Genomic DNA, 22,125 nt, shown 5'->3' with positions numbered 1-22,125 from the left:
CTTTCTGCTAGTAAATAGATTTGAAAAACAAAATGAAAAAGTGAAAATCTTTACAATAAATATTTTTGTGATAAACTAAAGTCGAAATGGAAGATACGCAGAAAAGAGGTGTCGTCATGCGTTACCTAGTCACTTTATTTTGGACTTTTGTATTAGGTCAAGTCGTTGGCTATCTAGGCAGCTCACTTGCTGGAGCAACTTATGATTTTCAATTAACTTCAATCATCTCTTTGGTCACAGGTGTGGTGATCATTCTTGTTGGTATTATCGCACCAGCGCCTGAAAAGACAAGCCATTAAAAAAAAACCAGTTACCTTTATTGTAACTGGTTTTTTTTTCTTTTCAACTATTCACTGATGTCCGTTTTACGTAAGCTTTTACGGAAATTAAATCCTGAGATAAAAATATTGATCAGTACAAACCCACTAGTTACCCAAAAGACAGCGGGATAACCAAAACCAGCTGCCACCGTTGAACCGACCATCGGACCTAACACTTGCCCAAAGTTAGAAAACATTTGGTTGTAGCTGTAGATGCGGCTGACCCCTTCCATCGGGGTGATCTTGCTGATCAGTGTATTGATGGACGGCATCAAGGCACCGGTAGAAAAACCAAGCAAGAAGCGTAACACGCCTAATTGAAACGGAGTAGAAACAAAGCCCATCGGAATGAAACAGAAAAATGATAGCACTAAGCCCCCCAATAGTACTTTGTGATTGCCATAACGATCACCGATTTTGCCTAAAAACGGCGAGGAGATAATCGCTGAAACACCGGCAACAGAGACGATCAATCCGCTGACGAACAAAATATTGCCCGTATCCCCGCTTAAATCACGAATATACAATGTGAGGATTGGGCTGATGCTGGTTACACCTAGCTGTAAAATCAGTGACGTAATAAACAAGCCAACAAGCAACTGCATATTTTTGATTTGACCAAAAATTTCTTTGATGGACAGCAGATCGCCCTTTTCAACCGGCTCAAAATCTTCTTGAACGAGAAAAATCGTGAGCAAGAGCGTAATTAGCAGCACGACACCGGTAATGATAAAAACATTTTTCATGCCGAACCATTGCGCCAACGCCCCACCCATGGAAGGACCAATCAAATTCCCTGCGATGGCTCCTGTAGCCAATGTCCCAAGCGCCCAACCGCTTTTTTCTCGAGGCGCCTGCGAAGCGATCAACGCAGTCGCATTTGGAATATACCCCGATAAAATTCCGGTAAAGAAACGCATGATCAATAACCAATAGACATTCGGTACAAAAGCCAAAGAACCCATCGTCACTGTCATCCCCGCAGCCGCGCGAATCATCATTAAACGACGACCTTTTTGATCTGCTAGATTTCCCCAAACTGGAGCAATGATAGCCGCCGCAAACGCCGTTACTGAGATTGCTAATCCAGAAAACAACTCAATTTGACTCTCTGGAGCGCCTAACTCTTCTATATATAAGGGAATGAATGGCATGACAAGACTAAAACTGGCACCCGTAAAAAAACAACCTACCCATGAAATCAGTAGATTTCGTTTCCAATCAATCTTCATTTACAAACCTTCTTTCACAAATACTATACCGTATCGTGAGTAATAATCAAATAAAAAATCTTTCTGCATTTAAAATACAGAAAGATTTTCTTCATTAAACTTAACTGATCAAAGCCAAAATGACAAAGTTTAGGATAAACAACGCATTGACGACCCAGATGATCGGAGACACTTCGTTGGCTTTTCCTTTCACTACTTTCACTAATGCATAGAAAATGAAACCAACAGCGATCCCGTTGGAAATACTGTAAGACAAGCCCATAAAAATAGATGCAAAGAAAGCGGGAACTGCTTCTTCTAGATCAGTCCACTTGATGTCTGCAAAAGAAGCCATCATCATTACCCCAACTAAGATCAACGCCGGTGCTGTCGCTTGTGCGGGAACGATTGAGATCAGTGGAGAAAAGATACTGCTGATCGCAAAGAGTGCTGCCACCACAACGGAAGTCAAGCCCGTGCGTCCACCAGCACCGATGCCAGCTGCTGATTCCACATAAGTCGTTGTATTTGAGGTCCCTACGATGGCCCCTACAGACGTGGCTACGGCATCTGCAAAAAGAGCCTTATCCATTTTCGTATTCAACCCGTTACTATTTTCAACCGCTTCTTCATCTTTTTTCGAAAAGATCCCTGTACGACGTCCAGTCCCGATAAAGGTACCGATCGTATCGAAGACATCTGATAAGCTAAATGCTAAAATCGTCATGATTACTTGAGGGATTTTGGCAGAATCACTGAATAGTGAGCCCATTCCTTCAGAGCCAAACGCAGCGCCAAATGTGATTCCTAGTTCGCTGATGGAACTTCCTAATGAATTCCCGTGCCAATCAATGGCACTTAAATCCACCACACCCATCAAAATACCAATGATCGTCGTTCCTAAAATACCAAAAATAATTGCCCCACGTACATTTTTCACCACTAATAAAGTAGTCACTACTAAACCAATCACTGCTAACAAAACAGGTGCATTATTGAAATTCGCCAAAGCTGGGACGATCCCCCCATTAAAATTGGCACTCACAATCGTTTCACCGTCGACAACTGAACCCGTCACTGCGGTAGTGTCTGCACTGAAGTTTAGCAAGTTGGCATTTTTGATCCCTACATAAGCCACAAAGATCCCGATCCCGCCGCCGATTGCATGCTGCATGCTTTCTGGAATCGCATGAATGATCATTTTTCTGATTCGAGTCACCGTGATAAAAATGTTGATCAGGCCGCAGATGAAAACCATCGCTAATGCTTGCTGCCACGTATACCCCAAACCAAAAACAACGGTAAAGGTGAAGAATGCATTAAGTCCCATTCCAGGTGCTTGCGCGTAAGGCACATTTGCAAATAAGCCCATGATCAGGGTACCAATCACTGAAGCGATGATCGTTGCTAGGAAAACAGCTTGAAACGGCATGCCTGCAGCAGATAAAATCGTCGGATTCACAAACAAAATATAACTCATCGCGAAGAAGGTGGTGACCCCAGCCATCACTTCTGTGGAAACCGTCGTTTTATTCTCCTTTAATTTGAAAAACTTTTCCATGTTATGTTTCACTCCTGAACTTTAATCGTTTCTATGAAAAGAAAAAATGAATAATTGCGCTTTTCATCGAACAATTACAAATTATAAGGGAATAATTTTCGCTTTTCAAACCTTTTTCCGAATAAAACGAACCAAAAACGTTTAATGTTCGTGTTTTACTTTGTAACTATTATGAAAACTTATCGAAAACTTACTTGTATTGTGAAATGACAGAAATATGTTACACTTAAGCCACTACCATAAGAGAATGGAGCGAGTCTTTTGAAACCAAAAATCATCGCCATTGATTTAGATGGCACAACCTTAAATACTGAATCCCAACTTTCCCCTCGCACACGTGAGGTACTGGTTCGCGCCACCAAAGCGGGACACTTTGTTACCATCGCTACAGGAAGACCTTTTCGTATGAGTGATCAATTCTATAAAGAATTGGCGCTCACAACACCAATGGTCAATTTTAACGGTGGGTTGGTCCATAAACCTCGACAAGTATGGGCAAACGAAATGGAGCACTCGATCTCTCGAGAAATTGCGTTTGAGCTCATGGCACAAAAAGAGCAGCTGGGGCTGACGTTTGTGGCAGCAGAAAATCGTGAAACCTTTTTCATCGATGACCTAAGCGGATTTGATCAACACTTTTTCTTTTCGGGTAATGCTTCCGAAAAAAATCTATTAGCAAATTTAAAAACGGATCCCACTTCATTACTGGTGAAAACCGAAAATGAATTAGCAGAATCTGTTTCTTTACGTATCAAGGATCAATTTGACGATGCAGTCGATGTTCGCACGTGGGGCGGGCCTCAAGCCATCTTAGAGATCGTACCAAAAGGGGTCCATAAAGCACTTGGTCTTTCGGTGATCGCGGATTCTTTGTCTTTGGATCGGCAAGATATCATCGCTTTTGGTGATGAACACAATGATTTGGAGATGCTGGATTATGCGGGTTGGGGCGTTGCTATGGCAAATGGCACGCAACAATTAAAATCAATCGCCAATGATGTTACTGACAAAACCAATGCGGAAGATGGCATGGTCGATTACTTGGAAAAATATTTAGGTCTATAAAAAAAGCCGATGCGGGATTGTCCGCATCAGCTTTTTTTTTGCTTCCATATTCAAATCAAAGTGTTTCATAAACGATTTCTTTGGCTTCGGGAATCGATTCATCAATAAAGAATACTTTGTACCAGGTCAAGAACGTAAAGATCGTCCAGATTTTTCGCTGAAGATTCGGTTTTCCTTGGCGATGGTCTTCTAGCATTTGCAAAATCGCTGTTTGATCAAAGAAGGTTGCTGCAAAGTCTGACTCAAAAAGGGATTTAACTGCTTCATACCCTGTTCCTTCTTTCAGCCATGCCTTGATTGGTACAGGAAAGCCTAGCTTTTCACGGTTTGCCCATTCTTTTGGCAAATGACGGTTTGACGCTTGTCGAAACACATCTTTCGTATTGTTTTGATTGATCAAATATTTCGTCGGGATCGTTTGCGCCAATTTTTGCATCTCGATATCCAGTAACGGAACCCGTAATTCTAAAGAACTCGCCATGGACATTTTGTCTGCTTTTAACAAAATATCCTTCGGCATCCATTGATGAAGATCCAAATATTGCATCTTGTTGACCTCGTCTTTGAGACCATTGACTTTCTCATAATGAGGCGCAACGATTTCAGCAACAGATGGTCCTTTTTGATACGTTGGTTTTAAAAGCTGTAGTGCTTCCTCTTCTTCAAAGACCAGGGCTTGCCCGATAAAGAAGTCTTGGGCAGGTGCCGTTGCTTCATAAAGATGAATTCGACCATGGAAGTTTTTCATTTTGCCGATTTGACGCCCTAAACGAAAGCGGATGTTTTGCGGCAGTTTTTTCAAGCCTTGGGCAAAAACGCGAACCGCTTTAGAGTTTGTGTGGAAGCCATAGGCAGCATAACCGGCAAATAATTCATCTGCCCCTTCCCCAGATTGAACGACCCGCACTTGCTGTGCTGCTAGGTTGGCTAAAAAGTACAAAGGGACACAGCTTGGGTTAGAATCCGGTTCGTCCAAGTGATACTGAATCAGCGGAAATGCCTCAAAGGACATTTCACCATCGATGACCGCTGCTGTGTTGTTCAAGCCGAGCTTTTCCGTCAATTTGCGGGCTTCGATCGCTTCGTTGTAGGTTTTGTCATCAAACCCAATTGAAAATGAGTGATCTGGGCGCAAGACCGAGGCCACGTAACTTGAATCGACACCACTGGATAAAAATGAGCCGACTTCAACATCACTGATTTGATGAGCGGCAATTGATTCTTGGACTGCTTGATCGATTTTATCGACCCATTCTTCTCTTGAATGATTTTCTTTCACTGAAAAATCTGCATCCCAGTACTGCTTGATCGTCAATCCCTGTTCATTAAACAGATAATAATGCCCTTCTTGCAAACGATGAACGCCTTTAAAGAAGGTTTCTCCGTTCAAAGGCGAGTATTGGAACGTCAAATAAGGTTTCAACGCCTCCTGGTTTAATTCTTTCTTGAAATCTGGATGAGGCAAAAAGCTTTTGATTTCAGAGCCAAACATGAAACTGCCGTTCATTTGTGCATAGTAATACGGTTTGATGCCAAAGTGATCCCGCGCGCCGAAAAGCTCTTGTTTTTGAGTATCCCAGATGGCAAAAGCAAACATTCCCCGCAGGCGTTGCAAAACATCAATCCCCCACTCTTCATAGCCATGTAAGACTACTTCGGTATCCGCATGGGTAGAAAAGACATGACCTGCTTGGATCAATTCCTCACGCAATACTTGAAAGTTGTAAATTTCACCATTAAAAATGATTACTTTTGTTCGATCCTCATTAAAAATTGGTTGTGAGCCACCTTCTAAGTCGATGATCGATAAACGACGAAACCCTAATGCCACTCGGTCGTCGGTAAATTTCCCTGAACTGTTTGGTCCGCGATGAACGATCCGGTCCATCATGCGTTCAATAATGATTTCTTTTTGGTCTTTTGAATTGACAAAGCCGACAATTCCGCACATATTTTCACATCCGTTTTCATAATCCATTTTCATTTTTCTAAAGTAAATCATACCATAGAATTCAAGAGATACGATCTCTTTTTCAAAAAAATACAATCAATATATTTTTGCACAAAACATAATTTGAAGATAAACCTTATGATATCAAGGTTTCCAATCATCTCATACTCTCAATCTTACAAATTTGTTATCTAAGAAAATAGCTATCCTCAAAATTCTTAAGAAATTTTTTATGAATTCTATTTTTCTGAAAATATACAAAGATACTTTTCCCGAATTTACTGACTCCAGCAAACTTCTTTTGCTTCCATTTTCAGCATTGATTTCCTGAAAATAATCAGTCAGATTTGTTCGTTTGATAGTTTTATTGGACTATTGTGAAAAAAAGTGTTATTCTAACTATGGAATTTCGTTATCAACTAACCGTTGCCTTTCAATGACAAGTTTTAAGAAAGGAGAATGACTATGACATTCTATAACACAGATCTACAATATCGTGTAACTCTGGATACCAAATTGAATTTATTTATCGTTTTCGATAAAAAAGATGCGAATCATTTTGCGACTGGAATTACGATCGAGCAAGCTGTACAAGAATTGAAAAAAACTGCATAAGGAGTTTATCCAAATGAAGGATACCGATTCGTACTGAAAGCACCTCGCTAAGGAAATAATTAGCTAGGTGCTTTCTTGTTTTTTGGCTCGCTTTTGTCTTTTGCAGCATCCACTTCTTGCTTCTGTCCACTTTGCTGTTCATCTAGCTGTAAGATTTCATCAACAGATCCTTGCGTAATAAACTTACTCAATCCCTGTGCCGCAACTTTTGTATAACGCATAAAATAATCTTTTTCTTCAAAATCCATCTTCTTGCCTCCTGCTGATACAACTGTGCTTTTATTAAGTTTACCATCTATTTCACTAGTCATTCTTGAGCGTCATTCCTTTAATACTTATGAATGATCCATTAATAGCATACACGTTACATTTGTCAAATCATCCTTTTCCTCTATTCATGAAAAGACAAATCTGTTTTCTGGTACAGAACATAGTACTATTGTCTTTTCAGGAGACTTTTATTTAGGAGGAATTTTTATGGCTACGTTTTTCGCCATTTTGTTTTTCATTGGATTGTTCTGTTTCGTTTTTGGCATTGTCTTATTTTATATTGGGCTAGTAAAACAAAATGCAAAACGAGATCGAAACGTTTTGATCATTGTCGCTTCCGCTTTTATTGCCTTGTTTTCTTATGGTGGCTTGTCCTTCTACCAAGATGTGACATCTTTCGATAGCATCACTGCGCAATTAAGCCTTTCTTTACGTAACGAATCAAGGCAAAGCGAATCCTTTGGCGATGCCGCTGCTTCCATGGAACAACCACAAGGAGAACAAAAAGCTGGAAACAACGAAGCAAGTAGCGCACAACAAGAAGAACCCGCGAACAACGAGCAACATACACCTGAACTTTCTCGTGAAGAAAGAAATGCACTGAATCGTGCAGAAAGATACTTATCCAGCAATGCGTTTTCTCAGTCGAGCTTAAAACGCCAACTACTCTATGAAGATTTTTCTGAGAGCGCAGCAGACTTTGCCGTAGCCACCGTGGATGCCGATTGGAACGAGCAAGCATTGAAAAAAGCGATTCGCTACTCGCAAAATTTATCCTTATCGGATGAGCGTGTGGCGAGCCAACTTTCCTTTGAAGGCTTTACTTCTGAACAAATTGAATACGCCTTAGCACGTTTGCCCGATTGATTCTTTTCGTTTGTTGCAGGACCACAAGCAAAAAAGATATCGGCAAGTTGACGGAACAATTATGCTGTTTTCTAGACCGAGTGTAGGTTAATCGCTTTTCAGATGGTTATCGATCAACCTCGGCAGTCATTTATATTCTTCTGCCCACAACAAACAAAAAAGCCTATCTCGAAAGATAGGCTAAACGCTCCAAAGCGTTGGTATAAGGAGAGTACAAGCCTAAAACCCCCATTGTAAACATTGATTTATAAGCTATTTTTCAGAGTTAATGCAAAATTGATGCAAAATAAATTTTCTTAGTGAGAACCCTTTTTTCAAATTATTGTTAGTCACCCTTTACACAAAGAACATTTGTTCGTATAATTCTTGCAAGGAGTGATTGATATGCAAATACCACTTGCGCACCAACGGACATATGCTTTTGAACGCTACTATTATGAATTCATTGAACGAATGGGTCCAGCACACTTACTTTACGATCAGTTTGTTCGGACGATGGAGAATTTTGGCAAACCATACTTTACCGTGCCATCAAGTTATAGTGGTTATCCAGAAGAATTAGCTTATGTATTTAAGAAAGAAGGAGACAATTATCTGTTCGATCACGTAAGAACGCAAGACGAGATTCTCCGAAAATACGATCCTAACACAAAATACAAACCGGGCGGGAACTGATATGAACATAATCTGCCAATACGAACAAGGCTACCTATCTCTATCTGATTTTATAAATGAATTCCCGAACAGTATTTCTGAATCTCAGGAAGCTTTGTTCGGTGCAAAGTGTATCGAGTTTTATGTTGCTGTCGCATTAGGCAAAACGGATTGTCGCTATTATGTACAAGCTTTTGGAGGTGATTGTTATGAAATCGATGAAAGGTGTAGTTTCGAAGATACGTGTGTTGAAGATGAGCAAGACCCCTTTGGTGCGGTTCTCGCTTGATGGAGTTAACTGCTTGATTGCTGCACATAGTTTGAACTTCTTAGCAGATGTGGATGAGGGAATGCAAATTGTGGTTGCTGGTGAGCATAATGATCGTAAGCAGTTTGTTGTGAAGAAGTACTCGGTGATTGGCAAAACTAAGATTATGATTGAATTTGAATCAATGAAAAAAGACCTTAGCTTTCGCTAGGATCTTTTTTTGCTATATTTCCAAAACATTTAGTACATATCATTGTCTCATTAAATTCAATATCACCGTTGTCATCTTTATTATAATAATCATACTCGATTACAGCAATCTCTTTATTACAGAAGTCGCATCTAGCATCATAGCCTTCTTCTTTAAAACTTTGTATAGCCATCAGGTTTATTTGGTTCTTCTCAATATCACAATCACAAGATTGAAGACCTAAATCATAGTCCGTCGTTCTAAATCCTGGTGGCCCATTTCTAGTTTCGATAATTTCAAAAATACCATCTGAACAAATTGGACATTTGTACGACATAAAAATCTCTCCTTTTTTAGGGAAAGATTATCATACATCTTTGTATTGGTAAATAGAAGAAACACTATAGTTTTTAGAACGTGACTAACGTTCTCTTTCTGTTCGTATATGTAAAATATTATACTCTTATTATCAGTATCACATTACCAAAATTAAAGGAGTGTTATTATGAATGAAAAAAGTAAAAAATGGTTTGTCAGTTTAACAGGACTCTTTGGTGGGATTATTGTATCGTGGATCGGCACCTACATATATAACGCTACTAATATGGAAGGCGGATTAGATTCGATTGTAGCCTCTATAAAAAATCACTTCACAAATTACCCATATACATATGCTGTAAGAGTTACCGAATTACCTTTCTTTATACGGTATGGACCCGCATTCGGTTCTGTAATAGTTGGTGTGGTATCAACTTTTATATTGAAACTTATAAAAAATAAGGATAAAGATTTCTGGGTTTACTTTGGTCTCTTTTTTTATTTATCAATTGGTTTAGGCTTTATTATTTACAATAACCCTTTAAAATCTCAATATGAATGGATAACAAAAGAAAGAAATAATATAGAAATTATAAAACCCGTTATTTCGGATTCCGAGTACAATGTATTAGTATCAGAATATTATCAAATAAAAAGTAAGGATAATTTTGAAGATTTAAAAAACAAAATAAAAAATACTGCCGATGATCATCGCTTATCATTGCAATGAATTAATTAGATAAAGCCCAATCCAAAATATAATAAGATATAGAACTATCAAAAAAATATATCTTAATATCTGTTTTCCAAATTTGAACATATAAAATACCTCCCTAAAAATCTTATGTACAAGCCCGCAGAAGCGGGCTATTTGTTTACCACGGTTTTCCTTTAGTGTTTAAGTTCGTCTTAATCTGTTTAGCAAGTGCTGATGGTCGTGTAATCTTTTGATCAACAGCTGTGCCAGCTTTAGCTTGCATAGAACCAATGGTTCCCGGACCCATATTGCGATCGACCTTCAGTCCTAAATCTTTTTGAATTGCTGCGACTAAATCACTACCTCCGGTTCCAAACTGAATACCGGTCATTCCCGCATTCCAATCACCTTTGATTTGGCCAGAGATTACTTTATCAACGGTTGTGCCATAGTATCGCTGCAGATAACCATTCAACTCGCCATCCCAATTAGAATCGATCACAATACTGGCAAATGGGTTGGTTGAGGTTTGATTGCTCGAAGATCCTTTTAACAACTCAGTGACTTTCGCTTGTACTGCATCATAGGAGTAACCGGCAGTCGCTAGTTTCTTTTTGCGGTCGTCACCATTCCCCCAAGCGCCATTGATCACTTCTTTTGCGATTGTTTCAATCGTTTTTTGCCCTGCTGTGCCACCTGCTGATGTCGAAGTACCATAAGCTGGACGAGCATACCCTCGGATATAGCCCCATCCTACAGGCATCGTACGTCGTTTTACTTGGCGACCATAATTGCCTTCAATAGTGGTGATCACGCCATTCGAAACAGATTCAACAAATCCAATATGATCCGCCCAGCCATCGTTGGGTTGTGTGGAATCATCCCAGTTAAAGCAGACAATATCTCCTGCTTTAGGTGTGATTCTTCCATCTTCAATCCAAATCCCTTTAGATTTAAAGATGTCAATATGACGCTGTACGCCGCATTCACGCCCAATTAAATCAGTTGCGGCAGTTTTAATTCCGATAAAGCTGACAAACGTATCACACCAGTCATCGGTGTATTTCACTTGATAGCCGACTGGAAGCGGCTTTGTTGCATTGTACTTATCAACGATATTTTTATGGGAAATAGTTCCCATTACAGTACCGAGGTATTTTCTTGCTTCGGTTAAAACCGTATTTGCTGATACAGTCATTTATATCATCCTTTCTTATAAAAAAGAGCAGCCGCTAGGCTACTCTTTCTTTTCTGTGAACTCTTGTCCATCGCCATAATCTGGTTTTTCTTCGGTCGGAGATTCGTTGTTTACTTTTAATCTTTTCATAATAGGGTCAAAGATATTCGTTCCAACACCCAGCTTGTTTAAATTTTCCAAGATACTGATCAATTCATTTACCATTTCTAAGGTGTAAACACTAATAATGACGGTGACTGAAACAATATCCGGCAACACCACTGTTAAAGGAACGATCGCTACCATAACTAAGAGCAAGGCGAATTTCTTCAACAAACCAGTACTCATCTTCCCTGATTTCAAGTCGTGATTGGTATAAGCTTGGATAAAACCAGTTAATACATCAATCGCCATCAAAACCAAAATAAATACCAGCCAAATCACAATTTTTCCATACTCATCTTTCATCATTTCCTGTGCCCATAGCAACATTTTCATATCCATAAATCTCACTTTCCTTTTCTATTTTTGACATTAAGCAACATAAAAAGAGCAACCTATTCTGGCTGCTCTTTCGTAAATGTTTCTCCGATTTTTTCCTGAACTAGATTCAGAATGAAAGATAGATCCAATTCATCTTTCCCAATATTCACTTGGCCAGAAAAAGACTGTACATCTCCTACCTTTCCGTCGACATAAATAGTGTATCCCTTTACTTGTTTTTGCGCGTCATAATTAAATGTAATACTTGCAATATTCATCGTTTCACCTCCCCTATAGACTAACAAATCTAATCCCTGATAGTGAGATATAAGTCACACCACTGTCTGCGGAAGCTACCATTAAGTCTCCATTTAGTTCTACCTGCATACGGCCAGATCTACCAGAATTTGCCCCGCACAAAAACAATTCAAGCATTGAGGCAGGATAAGGAATTGATCCTATTCTTCGACCGGTTAAATCGAAATTCCCACTGGACGGTCCCACACGACCTCTCAACTGGACTTCATAACTACCATCTATAAGTCTAATTCTCCGATATTGAGGAGTGGCCCCTTCTATTGTGACAAATCCACTTGCTAATGGAATATTTACCCAAGGTGCCGGATTTAAAGCGGCCGCTGGCAAGTAACCACCGACTCCACTTTCAACCATGTATAACTTCCCTTGTCCTAACTGTGTTGTTCTAGCTGGTGCAGAAGAACTAACTTTGTAGGTATCAACAAATCCTTGGACACGATCCATTGTAGTCGTCCATGTTGACCCGTCCGAACCGGTTCGTGCAATAGTCACATTCCCATCTTTCATAGTAGTAGTTCCAGTATAAGTTACACCAGAATCTGTATAGGAAAATGTATTTACAATCTCTGCTCCTTCTAACCTTTTGAACACCCCATTCTCAGAAATAATGTTGGTAGCAAGTAAGTTATCAATAGGCATCCCCCACATACTCCAAACAGTTCCGTCAAACACTTTAATGATCTGAGGAACAACGCTGCTATCTTGCCATAAAGTTCCTTTTGTTGGATTGGCAGGTGCTGTATCAGAGATAACGATCGCATCTTTTCCTTGTTGAGCGACAAGATAGAAATAAGCACTGTAGGTATTATCCGTATATTTGAACCTTGTTCTTGTCCACATGTACCAGCCCGCTTTAGGTGTGGGTCTAGTCCCTGACCATCCAGATGTCGGTGGATTTACTCCATCTTGAGAAATGGAATAGCTTATTTCTTCGGCAGCAACCCCTTTGCCGGTATTCCCTGTTGCCCCTTGTAAAGATAGAGCGTAAGAAAACTGCTTCGTGAATGTTTTGCCATCTGCTGTGATTGTGATCGGCACAGTACCGCTTTTTGATACTAATGCAGTTGTAGCTGTTAATGTGATTATTGATCCACTCACACTAGAGGACAGTCCTGTCGGCTTAGTCCCTACAGTAATGCTAGTAGGTGTAATTTTATTGATGCCTTTATATACGATCACTTCTGTTGTTGTTGATCCAGCTAATGCTGCAGTTGTTGATCCGGCAAAGGTGTAGGATTCGTTCGTAAGGAACACAGTATAAGCATCAGAGCCAGGAGGCCCTTCTCCACCGTCTTTGATTCTAGAAATGGTGAACACATCGCTCACAGTCGCATCTGCCGCCTTGATGGTTAGTTGATCAAATGTCGCAGTAACTGGATTAATTGTAACCGTATTACCTGATCGTGTGACTCCTGTCGGAACAGCTGAACCAAAATTGCCACCGTTTAGACTATACGTCCAATTTGATATAGTGGTGTTCACTGCAGTTCCGTTCACCGCAAAACTAGAAGCTGGAGTGATCTTTCCATCTTTATCAACTGTGATCGCTTGTGTTGCACCTGATAAATAAATGAGTGGGGCTGAATCTCCTTTGGGGCCTTGTCCCCCTTGTGGTCCCATGAATGGTGTCCATGGTTTGTAATCATCAGGATTGTCTGAGCCTTCTACATTCGTATCTGAATAGAATCCTTCGTATTTTGGATAGGCATTTTCGTAGTCTACTGAAGGCGGTGTTGTGAAGATAGTCCCATCATTTTGATCTTCCTCTAATAATTCAAGTTTGTAATCACGAACATCCAAATAAAATGTAGATAAATCCGGTACAGAATCTCGCACAAACATCGGATTAAACCTTACAACGGAGGCTCCAGATGGAAAGTTATCAATAGTCAATTTTAACTGTTGCCAATCAGTTGTGATCACATCGTTTCTGCCATCACCTTCAAAATTCCCACTCACACCAGAAGCAATGTATCTCGCCATTAAAGCCATTGTGACTTGAGAGCTAGCGCGTACATAGCAACTAATTGCTACCTTTTTCCCCGCTAACTTGGCTGCAATACCAGATACTGATAACGATGTAAAAACACTAAATGTGGTTGGCATTGCAGGCAAACCAGCCCGTCGAGTGCGTATAAATGCGTAGCCGTCCTCAGTAATTCTGGTATTTGTCATTGGATAACGACCGGCATCATTACTGTTTAAATTAGTTGTTCTAGCATCAATTAAATTCTCATTCGGATAAACCTTGGTAAAGGTACCGTCTGCCATCAAATATCCACGATGTGGGTAGTATGTTTCGCCTGGTTCTCCTTTCTTACCATCATCGATATTGGTAACTGTCACCTCAGCGCCACCACGTACATTCCCCGAATCGTCTGCTACTTCAAAACGAAAGACTGCCTTTTCTTCGATATCTGCAGCATTGATCGTCACTGTCTTGGTATTTGAAAACAAAGTGCCATCTTTATACCACTTCAGACTAAAGGTATCTGTTACATCCTTGATACCATCTCTAACACGAGCAGTTAATGTGGTACTGCCGAATCCATTCTTAAAAGTAACCCCATCACTAGTGATGATTTCATACGTAAAGACTTTATTTGCTTCTATCAATGCTTGAACACGAGCAAGTAAAGTAGTATCCACTTCTGATTGTAGAATCTGAGCATTAGTAAATTTTGTTTGATTTCTATTCGGCTCATCAAAATAAATATCTTGTTCACTAACTCGAACAGATAAATTCAACGCCGGCTGATACTCTGTATTCAAAGCCCTAACTGTATCGCCGATTCCAAGATATTCATACGACTTTATTGTTACTGTAACTTCCACCTGTGATAGTTTTTTCAACTGTGCTAATGCTTGGCCTGCTAAGGTGTTTTGGTTGTTGGTTTCATAGGACCAATTCTTTTTGATATACCCTTCACCATTCATTTTTGCCATAAAAATATTTCTTGCTTGAACAGCATAAATTATCGGAGAAGCTTTAGGACTATAAAAAAGTTGATTACCTTCTGTATCTCGTTCATCGATTTCAATCCCCGCTATTGTTAAACCATCTGTTCCTATCGGCTTAATGGCAGTTTTTAGGTTATCAATGTTATCCTTCACTTCGATTGTTTCAACATTGTTCCCCCACTCAAGAAGAATATCCTGTCGATTATTTCCTACGCCTTGGTTTTTATCATCATTCGCTTTGTACACATTCAAAACAATTTGAGATAGGCCCCAGTGCTGATTCAATTGCGTAATAAACTCAATCTCTGCGTTAAACCTTGTTGCCAAACTAAATAAACGAGCAAGAAGATCATCTTCGCTGCCTTCCCATTCTAACTGCAGTTTTTTGTCCGATACTTCATTGATCCCCATAACCAATGGGTTGTCACCAACAAATAAAAAGACCTTGAGGTATTCCTCAAAGGTCATCGCTTTTGTGGCTTTATATTCAGAAGCATCTTCATTTCGCAATTCCAAAGTCAGGCTGTCAGCTTGTACGGTAACATACTTCTCATTTTTAACCATATCCGTAATATCAAAATGATAGGCAGTGTTTTTATAAATAAAGGAGATCTTGTTTCCAACTTTAAAAAAAGGTGCCATAGCAGATTTTTGTAAGATGGAACAGCGAAAGAATGCAGCAGTACCTAACAAATAGGTATGTAAATTCCCACCTTCATATTCATCAGTCACACATAGCAATTGGTCTTTATTATCTAAGATTGCAATTAATGGACGTTCCATTCTATACAAACCTCTTTTCATACGTCCCGGTTATTGTTGGTGGAACGGTAGTAAATGGAGAATATGGGAATTCAATATGATTATTACCAGGTACAAGATACGGAAAATTACTACCAGTGATTAAATCTTCAAGTGTTGGGATTCCGTCTCGATAGATCATGTTCATGCCGTTTTCTTTGGTGATAATCACATCCGATCCAGCTGAGAATCGATTAGGTAAATTTTCCCAATATTGTGATTTCAAATCTGCAACCAACACATCCCTAAGTCCCATATTAGGTACAGCTTGTTGCGGTGTACGATCTGCATATTGACCAGTATAGAACTGGACTCTTTTCACTTTTTTTCCTTTTAAGAAGGGAACATTGACAGAATGATAGCCGCCATTCCAGAAAAACGTGATCTTTTCGCCTTCTTTTCTCAGATCAAACATATTTCGATTGTCATTTCTTGCTTGCGATCCATACGGGTTTGGAGGCAACCAATAAGATGGAGTCAGTGGGATACTTTTATAAATCTTTGTGCCAGCTCCTTCATTAATCAGAAAATACACAGTAGCACTATTTCCGTTCTTGTCTCCTTTGGAAATTGCCATGCCTGCCACAAAGATATTATTCTCGTCAACATAGGCTAATGTCCATTGACCAGTTTGCCCCATTTTTCCTGTTTCAAACCATGCCCTTCCCCACAAGTACGCACTTTCAATCGGATTCGGAAGAATCAGTTCCTTGGCTGTTCCAAACCATTTTTTTGTACCTGATTTCTTGGCATCCGCTGGGATACCACCCATCCATCCACCATACGCAGTCGTTACAGGCATCTTGGCAACAATTGCCTTCTCTTGGTTCTCATAGAATGTCGTCGCATCCGTCCAATTGCTAAATACGCCGCCATCTTTTCCGATAATAATTTGTGCTTTTTCTCGAATCTCGCCATCTGCTTCATCAACATAACCAAGTTGTGTTAGAAAGGTATTTTCATCACCATGCATGCCAATAGCACCTAAAAATCCAGTTTCGGCATTATTATGGATCGTAAGTGTTAGCGGGGTTTTCTCTGTTCCTTTATAATCAATATCCATCGCAAGAATTCCATTGGAATCAACTTTCGCGACTACACTATCCAGTGAATTATTATGAGCAACTCCATCAGTAATTTGGAAAGTTATAGTTCCTGTTCCATAAGTTTTTTTATCATCAAAACTTTTATCACCTTGAGGTATAGCATAATAAAAGAGATTCGGTTCATCTCCAAATACTAATTTCCGAGGTACTTTAGTATTCAAAACACCCGCTAATCCTCTTCTCTTCTCTATCACATTACTTTTTATAAAAAAGGACATCTTGATTAAGGCTTCCTCATTTGTACTGGAAACAAAAGCGTTACCAGCCTCACCAAAAGATTTTGATTCAATTGTGGTTGAAGGTCCAATCCCTCTGTCTAATGAGGTAATCTCGTCTATAAAAGAAGATAAGTCAACCTCACCAAAGAACACCGGTATTTTCATAACTTACCCCCTATTTCTATAAACTTTGTTTTCCATAATTTCTATACGATCATTTTCAATTTTTACCATTGGTGCTAAGATAGTTCCAGTCTTTTGACCATCTAATAACACTGTCCCCTCTATAGTGATATACATAGGTTCATTTTTCTTTTGAGCGAGTGCGCCATCAGCAATGACTCTTTTAGCGGTATAGTTTCCATCAGATATAGTTTTAGATACATCCATTTGAAGTGTTTTATTAGAAAATGCATCTATTTCATCAGCAATAAAACTACTAGAAATACCTGCAGCCATACCTTTTACTGTTGCCTGTACATCTTTAAACTTATCTTTTAAAGTCTCGTTAAATCCTCCCATTATTGCTTTACCAGCTGGTACTAATAATTTTCGGTCATAAGAAATCGGTCCTTTGTGTTCTTTGATCCAATCTGCGATTCCTCCAACAAAATTTTTTACACCTTCCCAAGCTGATTGCAATCCTCCTAAAAATCCATTCATTATAGCTGCACCAGCACCACTGATATCAATATTAGCAAGACCACTAATAACATTTTTTACATTATTGATAATACCTGTTACTTGAGATCCGACACTTGAAAAAATACTTCCCATTGCACTAAATCCGCTACCAACAGTTGTTATGACGGATTTGATAATATTTCCTGCAGCTGAAATGACTGATCGAATTGCGCTCCATATACTAGACATAACACCACTTAAAGCACTACCAGCGCTTCCTAAGCTACTAAATACGACACGAATGCCACTAATTGCGCCTGATATTAAACTCCCTGCTGTTGATACCGCAGTTTTAATATTGCTCCAAGCGTTGCTTAGTATGCCACTTAACGATCCTCCTGCACTGCCTAAATTTGTAAAGTACCCAATAACAGTTCCGACCCACTCAGCAACAGTTGTTAATGCCGGTACACAGGCTTTGAACGCTTCAACTAGCCACGTAATAACTGGCGTTAAAAATCCGATTGCACTTGTGATCATGTCGAATGTCGCAGAAACACCCATTAAAATCCCTTTGAAAACTCCTCCTAAAAATGCACCTACAACTTGTAAAACAGGCATCAGCGCACTAGCCAACACAGTGACGATAGGCTGAGCTGCATTCCACATTTTTACAAAAGAATTGACGACCATATCAATAGCAGGACTAACAATTGTCATCATTGTGCTGAAAGCATTCGTTATAGCAGGAATGATTGCAGAGATTACTGCTTGAAGCCCACTAAAATCAAGCTTAGTAAAGGCAGTAGCAATTGTGTTAATTATTGGCGTAAGTGTAGATACCACTGTTTGAAATAGCTGTGGAAGTTGACCAAAGGCTGTTTTAAATGCTTGAATTATTGGATCGATTGCGCTTCGAACGTTTCCTAACAACGTTGATAAACCTCCATCGATCCCAATTCCTAACTGTGACAACAATGCTTCTCCACCTTCGAGAAACCTTGGACCAGCTTCTTGAAATAGTGTAGAAAACACTACCGGCAAACCTTTCAATATATTACCGACCATTGGAATGAAGTTGTCGAATAAAAACGTTGAAGTGGTTTGTGCTAATGCTTGAAGAGAAGGAACTATATCACGTCCCAATGAAAGATTTCCAAGCACATTAGAAAACGCTGATTTCATTGAAGTAAAAGACCCGCTGAATGTTTCTGCAGCTTCTTTAGCTGTAGTTCCAGTAATTCCTAATTCTTCTTGAACAGCATGAATCGCAGTGTACACATCACTCAAATTGTTAATATCATATTTAACACCGGTTAATTTTGTAGCATCTGCTAAAAGTCTTTCCATTTCTGTTTTAGTTCCGCCGTAACCAAGTTTTAAGTTGTCAAGCATAGTATAGTTTTGTTTCGCAAATCCCTGATAGGCATTTTGAATATCACCCATATTTGTGCCCATTTTATTAGCATTGTCGGACATATCAACCATTGCCATGTTCGCTTTATCGGCAGCCTTTTCAGTATCTCCGCCCATAGATTGCAACAAACTTGCACTGAAACTAGTAACATTCTCCATATAATCGTTCGCCGATAATCCAGCCGTTTTATATGCTTCATTGGCGTACTGCTTTACCTTATCAGCACTGCCCTTGAAAAGAGTCTCAATCCCTCCTAATGACTGTTGCAATGCGGCACCCTCTGACAAAGAAGCAGAAATACCTTTAGTTATAAGTTCACCAATTTTAGCCGCTGCAATAATTCCACCAATCGCCGTAACTAGCTTACCGCCAATTAAATTTCCAGCACTTGTTCCTGCTGCATCAGCTTCACCAGACAATTGTTTTGTTATGGATCCACTAATTCCCTTGGCAGAGGGCATGATTTGTACAAAAGCTTGTCCTAATTCTGTTGCCATTATTCTTCACCCCCATTCGTTGAATCTCCAATCAGTTGTTTTCTCATACGAGTAAAATCCTCACCAGAATCAAATACAACTTCCTCTCTTTCGTTCATGTTATTTCCGACTAATTTAGAAAGAATCGATTCAGGCTGGTTTTTTCCTTTTTGGCCATCTTTTGTTTTTGCCCAAACCAAAAGCCTTAAGTTATCGTTTATTCCCGCTAATAAAAGAGTATTCAGCGGAATTTTTTGCCCACTAAGCTTTTGCTTTATTCTAGATTCATCTCTAAGCCCACATGAAAAAACAGCTACCTTAGAAGCTGGCAGCTGTTTGTAGTCATATATTTTATAGGTTTCGGCTAGATCGCATATCAATGAACTCTCATCGATATTAATCATTCCGGCGAGGATTAGGAGTTTTTTGTTTGATCTTGATTTTGAAAAATATTTCCAAGTTCTTCAACCATTTTAGCAGCAGGAACAATTCCATCTTCATCTCGAACGTGTTCTTTCAAAGCTGCTGCCTGTTCTTTTCCTAAAAGAAGATTTAAAGCTTTCGGCGCAACCACAGGATTTTCATCTATTTCACCAATAACTTCTAAGAGTTCATAATTATCTAATCGTTTTTCTTCGATAGAATACTTGAATCCTGAATTTGTTTCCCCTTTAATCATTGTCCTGAACCTCCTGTGCTAGCTGCTGGTTTCTGAATGTATTCGAAGTGAGTATTTCCTTCATCATCAGACGGAATAGCAGTAATAGTTGTTTCATAACCTACTGCATCAGCATCAGTGTAACTAATTTCTCCGATTTCCGTTACTTTTCCGTTTGGGATAACAATTCTTTTAAGAATTCCGCCTTTTAGAATCATGTCTGCAACTAAGACGTGTTCTTCAAGTTCTTTTGCATTCGCTTTAATTTTAATTCCAGTATCAATTGTGCCTGTTACATTTGTAGATCCATATACTTCCTTCAAAACATCAGTATTTAATGCTTCAATCAAAGTGTAAGAAAAGGTATCTTCTTTCTCTGTTTGAGGACTTGCAACAGTATCCCCACCCCATGCTTTAATATTTTCAGAAGAAGGTGTGTTTGAGTTTGTCATACCATCCTCTGAAATATACCCCAAGCTTTTGAATGCAGCATTTAATTCAGTTGTTGCATTTTCGGGCAATGTAGTTCCCAATGGAGCCGAATAAATGGCCCCTCCCACTTTTGGTTTAGCAGTTGATACATTTTTTGCATCTGACATGTTATTACCTCCTAGTAATGAGTGATATCAAATACTGCTTGATATCTGTACTCTTTTGTTGTTGTGTCCGTGTAGTTATAATCACTATTCAGATTAATCCTGCTGATCTCATCCAGTTTGATCAGATCTTTTAAAACTTCTTTCAACTCAGCATTTAACAATGCGGCTTCATACAATGTAGGTGCATAGCTTTGAAAAGCATATGTTGAAGACGAAATATGATTGTTTGCACCGCTACCAGTCTTTTCGAAAAGAACATAGCTTTCTGGCATTTTCCCTTGTTTTTCTAAAAAAGACGTTACAGATAAATGACTATCAAGAAAATTCTTAATCACAATTTCAATCATTTATCGCACCGCCTTTAAAAGGGTATTATTTTTCATATTGTCTTTTTTTGCTTGGTATGTATCCGCATATACCATTGCATTTGCTCTCGTTTTACCTACATAAATATCTTGTTTGTAACCTTCGCCAGCTCTATTTCTCACACCAGTTGCTTTCTCTTCTAATACACCTTGCATCTGATTAGACTTCATTAGAGCTGCTACTCCACTCCTGTTTAACTTGAATTTCATCTTAGCCATAACGTTCCACCATCACTTTCTTATTCCAATCAAGTGGGATTAAGTCTTCGATACCCTCTGTAGGAAAACCAAATGTACGCCAGCGTTTGCCAAAGAATTTTACTTCCTTGTCTTCCCAATCATTAGTATCTCCTTTCGGGATTGCTAACGTATATACAGCTTTTTTTCCAGTTAAAGTAAGTTGGTTGACAATATCATCAGTAGAAGTAGGAGTGACTAAGACATTTTCAACATCAATATCTGCTTCTTCGTAGATTGGGTTCCCGAATGGATCAGTTCCCGTTTTGGTCAAACCCACCAATTGAATTGTTATTCCTTTCAAAAGTGCCATAAGGTTCAATCACTCCCATCCGTTGCCGTCTTAAACCAAGACGGCTCAATTCGCTGTTTTTAATAAATAATCCGCCTCCTGGCACAAGGTACGATCCAGAAACGGAATAACCCAATGCTCCTTCTGCATATTGGGTCATTGGCTCCTGATCAGTTGATGTCATTAGTGTTCTAGCTACAACATCAACAGTTACCGATTTGACAACATTCAAAAAGTAATCAGGCTTCATGCTTATCATGTTATCTAAATCTTTTCCCACCTTATCGGCTTCCATTCGCAAAGAATCAGAAACAATATTAAGCAATTCAGTAGCTCGCGTGATTTCTTCTGGCTTAAGGGCACGCCATAGGTTTGACAAATCATCAATAGTTGCAAAGGCTGCCAC

Annotated in this window: 25 protein-coding genes; 7 read left to right on the top strand and 18 right to left on the bottom strand. The window is 39.3% G+C overall.

Translation table 11 applies throughout. From position 1 onward, the window contains the following. The first annotated feature begins 116 nt into the window (after positions 1-116). Positions 117-299, top strand: coding sequence for a YjzD family protein (locus IGJ01_RS05340; RefSeq protein WP_008377814.1), 183 nt, complete (start codon positions 117-119; stop codon positions 297-299). A 47-nt stretch (positions 300-346) separates the two neighbouring features. On the opposite strand, the gene IGJ01_RS05335 is transcribed toward IGJ01_RS05340, so the two are convergent. Beyond that, on the bottom strand, positions 347-1,552 hold the full coding sequence (locus IGJ01_RS05335; RefSeq protein ID WP_016619879.1) for a multidrug efflux MFS transporter: 1,206 nt from the start codon (positions 1,550-1,552) through the stop codon (positions 347-349). Positions 1,553-1,652: 100 nt separating this feature from the next. Beyond that, positions 1,653-3,092, bottom strand: coding sequence for an NCS2 family permease (locus IGJ01_RS05330; RefSeq protein WP_430601509.1), 1,440 nt, complete (start codon positions 3,090-3,092; stop codon positions 1,653-1,655). Positions 3,093-3,353: 261 nt separating this feature from the next. Between IGJ01_RS05330 and IGJ01_RS05325 the strand changes: the two genes are divergently transcribed. Then, positions 3,354-4,157, top strand: a complete 804-nt coding sequence (locus IGJ01_RS05325; RefSeq protein WP_005229159.1) for a Cof-type HAD-IIB family hydrolase — start codon at positions 3,354-3,356, stop codon at positions 4,155-4,157. A gap of 55 nt (positions 4,158-4,212) precedes the next feature. Here IGJ01_RS05325 and asnB read toward each other — a convergent pair whose 3' ends face one another. Then, the gene (gene asnB / locus IGJ01_RS05320) at positions 4,213-6,108 is read right to left on the bottom strand and encodes an asparagine synthase (glutamine-hydrolyzing) (protein WP_430601508.1); all 1,896 of its coding nucleotides are present in this window, start codon (positions 6,106-6,108) and stop codon (positions 4,213-4,215) included. A 465-nt stretch (positions 6,109-6,573) separates the two neighbouring features. Here asnB and IGJ01_RS05315 point away from each other — a divergent pair, with 465 nt between their 5' ends. After that, positions 6,574-6,723, top strand: a complete 150-nt coding sequence (locus IGJ01_RS05315; RefSeq protein ID WP_005229155.1) for a hypothetical protein — start codon at positions 6,574-6,576, stop codon at positions 6,721-6,723. Between the two features lie 59 nt (positions 6,724-6,782). Here IGJ01_RS05315 and IGJ01_RS05310 read toward each other — a convergent pair whose 3' ends face one another. Further along, complete coding sequence (locus IGJ01_RS05310) at positions 6,783-6,971, bottom strand: hypothetical protein (RefSeq protein WP_008377804.1); 189 nt, start codon at positions 6,969-6,971, stop codon at positions 6,783-6,785. A gap of 229 nt (positions 6,972-7,200) precedes the next feature. Here IGJ01_RS05310 and IGJ01_RS05305 point away from each other — a divergent pair, with 229 nt between their 5' ends. From IGJ01_RS05305 to IGJ01_RS05295, 3 genes are all read left to right on the top strand, one after another. Further along, entirely contained in the window at positions 7,201-7,860 is a 660-nt protein-coding gene (locus IGJ01_RS05305; RefSeq protein ID WP_008377802.1) for an Ltp family lipoprotein, read from the top strand. A gap of 384 nt (positions 7,861-8,244) precedes the next feature. After that, positions 8,245-8,535, top strand: a complete 291-nt coding sequence (locus IGJ01_RS05300; protein ID WP_196044609.1) for a DUF5960 family protein — start codon at positions 8,245-8,247, stop codon at positions 8,533-8,535. 188 nt (positions 8,536-8,723) lie between these two features. Next, positions 8,724-8,993, top strand: a complete 270-nt coding sequence (locus tag IGJ01_RS05295) for a hypothetical protein (protein ID WP_196044610.1) — start codon at positions 8,724-8,726, stop codon at positions 8,991-8,993. Here the strand turns inward: IGJ01_RS05295 and IGJ01_RS05290 are convergent. Next, a complete protein-coding gene (locus IGJ01_RS05290; RefSeq protein ID WP_196044611.1) occupies positions 8,980-9,309 on the bottom strand; it encodes a hypothetical protein in 330 nt (109 codons plus the stop codon). The genes IGJ01_RS05295 and IGJ01_RS05290 overlap by 14 nt on opposite strands. A 168-nt stretch (positions 9,310-9,477) precedes the next feature. Between IGJ01_RS05290 and IGJ01_RS05285 the strand changes: the two genes are divergently transcribed. Further along, positions 9,478-10,020 (top strand): hypothetical protein, encoded by a 543-nt coding sequence (locus tag IGJ01_RS05285; RefSeq protein WP_366950525.1) that lies wholly within the window; start codon positions 9,478-9,480, stop codon positions 10,018-10,020. Positions 10,021-10,165: 145 nt separating this feature from the next. On the opposite strand, the gene IGJ01_RS05280 is transcribed toward IGJ01_RS05285, so the two are convergent. Genes IGJ01_RS05280 through IGJ01_RS05220 form a run of 13 tightly spaced genes read right to left on the bottom strand, consistent with a single transcriptional unit; the run spans position 10,166 to position 22,125 of the window. Then, entirely contained in the window at positions 10,166-11,185 is a 1,020-nt protein-coding gene (locus IGJ01_RS05280) for a CHAP domain-containing protein (RefSeq protein ID WP_196044738.1), read from the bottom strand. A gap of 39 nt (positions 11,186-11,224) precedes the next feature. Next, entirely contained in the window at positions 11,225-11,668 is a 444-nt protein-coding gene (locus tag IGJ01_RS05275; protein WP_196044737.1) for a phage holin family protein, read from the bottom strand. A 53-nt stretch (positions 11,669-11,721) separates the two neighbouring features. Next, on the bottom strand, positions 11,722-11,925 hold the full coding sequence (locus IGJ01_RS05270; RefSeq protein WP_366950526.1) for a hypothetical protein: 204 nt from the start codon (positions 11,923-11,925) through the stop codon (positions 11,722-11,724). Positions 11,926-11,938: 13 nt separating this feature from the next. After that, the gene (locus IGJ01_RS05265) at positions 11,939-15,709 is read right to left on the bottom strand and encodes a phage tail protein (RefSeq protein ID WP_430601507.1); all 3,771 of its coding nucleotides are present in this window, start codon (positions 15,707-15,709) and stop codon (positions 11,939-11,941) included. A gap of 1 nt (position 15,710) precedes the next feature. Next, on the bottom strand, positions 15,711-17,216 hold the full coding sequence (locus tag IGJ01_RS05260; protein ID WP_311950308.1) for a distal tail protein Dit: 1,506 nt from the start codon (positions 17,214-17,216) through the stop codon (positions 15,711-15,713). 3 nt (positions 17,217-17,219) lie between these two features. Further along, the gene (locus IGJ01_RS05255; protein ID WP_430601506.1) at positions 17,220-19,589 is read right to left on the bottom strand and encodes a phage tail protein; all 2,370 of its coding nucleotides are present in this window, start codon (positions 19,587-19,589) and stop codon (positions 17,220-17,222) included. Next, positions 19,589-19,972: a DUF5361 domain-containing protein gene (locus IGJ01_RS05250; protein ID WP_118215262.1), complete on the bottom strand. Its 384-nt coding sequence runs from the start codon at positions 19,970-19,972 to the stop codon at positions 19,589-19,591. Before IGJ01_RS05250 ends, IGJ01_RS05255 begins: the two co-directional genes overlap by 1 nt. 11 nt (positions 19,973-19,983) lie before the next feature. Beyond that, positions 19,984-20,247, bottom strand: a complete 264-nt coding sequence (locus tag IGJ01_RS05245) for a hypothetical protein (RefSeq protein ID WP_086295611.1) — start codon at positions 20,245-20,247, stop codon at positions 19,984-19,986. Beyond that, positions 20,244-20,825, bottom strand: a complete 582-nt coding sequence (locus IGJ01_RS05240) for a phage tail protein (RefSeq protein WP_142964712.1) — start codon at positions 20,823-20,825, stop codon at positions 20,244-20,246. The genes IGJ01_RS05245 and IGJ01_RS05240 overlap by 4 nt, the downstream gene beginning before the upstream one ends. A gap of 11 nt (positions 20,826-20,836) precedes the next feature. After that, positions 20,837-21,172 (bottom strand): hypothetical protein, encoded by a 336-nt coding sequence (locus tag IGJ01_RS05235; RefSeq protein WP_430601505.1) that lies wholly within the window; start codon positions 21,170-21,172, stop codon positions 20,837-20,839. Continuing rightward, positions 21,173-21,409, bottom strand: a complete 237-nt coding sequence (locus tag IGJ01_RS05230; protein WP_041120510.1) for a hypothetical protein — start codon at positions 21,407-21,409, stop codon at positions 21,173-21,175. After that, positions 21,402-21,740, bottom strand: a complete 339-nt coding sequence (locus tag IGJ01_RS05225) for a hypothetical protein (RefSeq protein ID WP_086295615.1) — start codon at positions 21,738-21,740, stop codon at positions 21,402-21,404. Before IGJ01_RS05225 ends, IGJ01_RS05230 begins: the two co-directional genes overlap by 8 nt. Then, positions 21,682-22,125: a phage Gp19/Gp15/Gp42 family protein gene (locus tag IGJ01_RS05220; RefSeq protein ID WP_041120514.1), complete on the bottom strand. Its 444-nt coding sequence runs from the start codon at positions 22,123-22,125 to the stop codon at positions 21,682-21,684. Before IGJ01_RS05220 ends, IGJ01_RS05225 begins: the two co-directional genes overlap by 59 nt.

The organism is Enterococcus sp. AZ089, from assembly GCF_050547225.1.
Lineage (GTDB): Bacteria > Bacillota > Bacilli > Lactobacillales > Enterococcaceae > Enterococcus_D > Enterococcus_D entomosocium.
Note: the sequence above shows the minus strand (reverse complement) of the source record. Positions and strands in the feature narration are given on the sequence as shown.

Excerpts from the sequence above, each read along its gene's own strand:
- IGJ01_RS05290 (WP_196044611.1), bottom strand. The coding sequence starts at position 9,309 with ATGTCGTACAAATGTCCAATTTGTTCAGATGGTATTTTTGAAATTATC.
- IGJ01_RS05300 (WP_196044609.1), top strand. The coding sequence starts at position 8,245 with ATGCAAATACCACTTGCGCACCAACGGACATATGCTTTTGAACGCTAC.
- IGJ01_RS05285 (WP_366950525.1), top strand. The coding sequence starts at position 9,478 with ATGAATGAAAAAAGTAAAAAATGGTTTGTCAGTTTAACAGGACTCTTT.
- IGJ01_RS05265 (WP_430601507.1), bottom strand. The coding sequence starts at position 15,709 with ATGGAACGTCCATTAATTGCAATCTTAGATAATAAAGACCAATTGCTA.
- IGJ01_RS05280 (WP_196044738.1), bottom strand. The coding sequence starts at position 11,185 with ATGACTGTATCAGCAAATACGGTTTTAACCGAAGCAAGAAAATACCTC.
- IGJ01_RS05275 (WP_196044737.1), bottom strand. The coding sequence starts at position 11,668 with ATGGATATGAAAATGTTGCTATGGGCACAGGAAATGATGAAAGATGAG.
- IGJ01_RS05245 (WP_086295611.1), bottom strand. The coding sequence starts at position 20,247 with ATGATTAAAGGGGAAACAAATTCAGGATTCAAGTATTCTATCGAAGAA.
- IGJ01_RS05330 (WP_430601509.1), bottom strand. The coding sequence starts at position 3,092 with ATGGAAAAGTTTTTCAAATTAAAGGAGAATAAAACGACGGTTTCCACA.
- asnB (WP_430601508.1), bottom strand. The coding sequence starts at position 6,108 with ATGTGCGGAATTGTCGGCTTTGTCAATTCAAAAGACCAAAAAGAAATC.
- IGJ01_RS05295 (WP_196044610.1), top strand. The coding sequence starts at position 8,724 with ATGAAATCGATGAAAGGTGTAGTTTCGAAGATACGTGTGTTGAAGATG.
- IGJ01_RS05310 (WP_008377804.1), bottom strand. The coding sequence starts at position 6,971 with ATGGATTTTGAAGAAAAAGATTATTTTATGCGTTATACAAAAGTTGCG.
- IGJ01_RS05255 (WP_430601506.1), bottom strand. The coding sequence starts at position 19,589 with ATGGCAACAGAATTAGGACAAGCTTTTGTACAAATCATGCCCTCTGCC.
- IGJ01_RS05230 (WP_041120510.1), bottom strand. The coding sequence starts at position 21,409 with ATGGCTAAGATGAAATTCAAGTTAAACAGGAGTGGAGTAGCAGCTCTA.
- IGJ01_RS05315 (WP_005229155.1), top strand. The coding sequence starts at position 6,574 with ATGACATTCTATAACACAGATCTACAATATCGTGTAACTCTGGATACC.
- IGJ01_RS05260 (WP_311950308.1), bottom strand. The coding sequence starts at position 17,216 with ATGAAAATACCGGTGTTCTTTGGTGAGGTTGACTTATCTTCTTTTATA.
- IGJ01_RS05235 (WP_430601505.1), bottom strand. The coding sequence starts at position 21,172 with ATGATTGAAATTGTGATTAAGAATTTTCTTGATAGTCATTTATCTGTA.
- IGJ01_RS05335 (WP_016619879.1), bottom strand. The coding sequence starts at position 1,552 with ATGAAGATTGATTGGAAACGAAATCTACTGATTTCATGGGTAGGTTGT.
- IGJ01_RS05340 (WP_008377814.1), top strand. The coding sequence starts at position 117 with ATGCGTTACCTAGTCACTTTATTTTGGACTTTTGTATTAGGTCAAGTC.
- IGJ01_RS05240 (WP_142964712.1), bottom strand. The coding sequence starts at position 20,825 with ATGTCAGATGCAAAAAATGTATCAACTGCTAAACCAAAAGTGGGAGGG.
- IGJ01_RS05270 (WP_366950526.1), bottom strand. The coding sequence starts at position 11,925 with ATGAATATTGCAAGTATTACATTTAATTATGACGCGCAAAAACAAGTA.
- IGJ01_RS05250 (WP_118215262.1), bottom strand. The coding sequence starts at position 19,972 with ATGATTAATATCGATGAGAGTTCATTGATATGCGATCTAGCCGAAACC.
- IGJ01_RS05225 (WP_086295615.1), bottom strand. The coding sequence starts at position 21,740 with ATGGCACTTTTGAAAGGAATAACAATTCAATTGGTGGGTTTGACCAAA.
- IGJ01_RS05305 (WP_008377802.1), top strand. The coding sequence starts at position 7,201 with ATGGCTACGTTTTTCGCCATTTTGTTTTTCATTGGATTGTTCTGTTTC.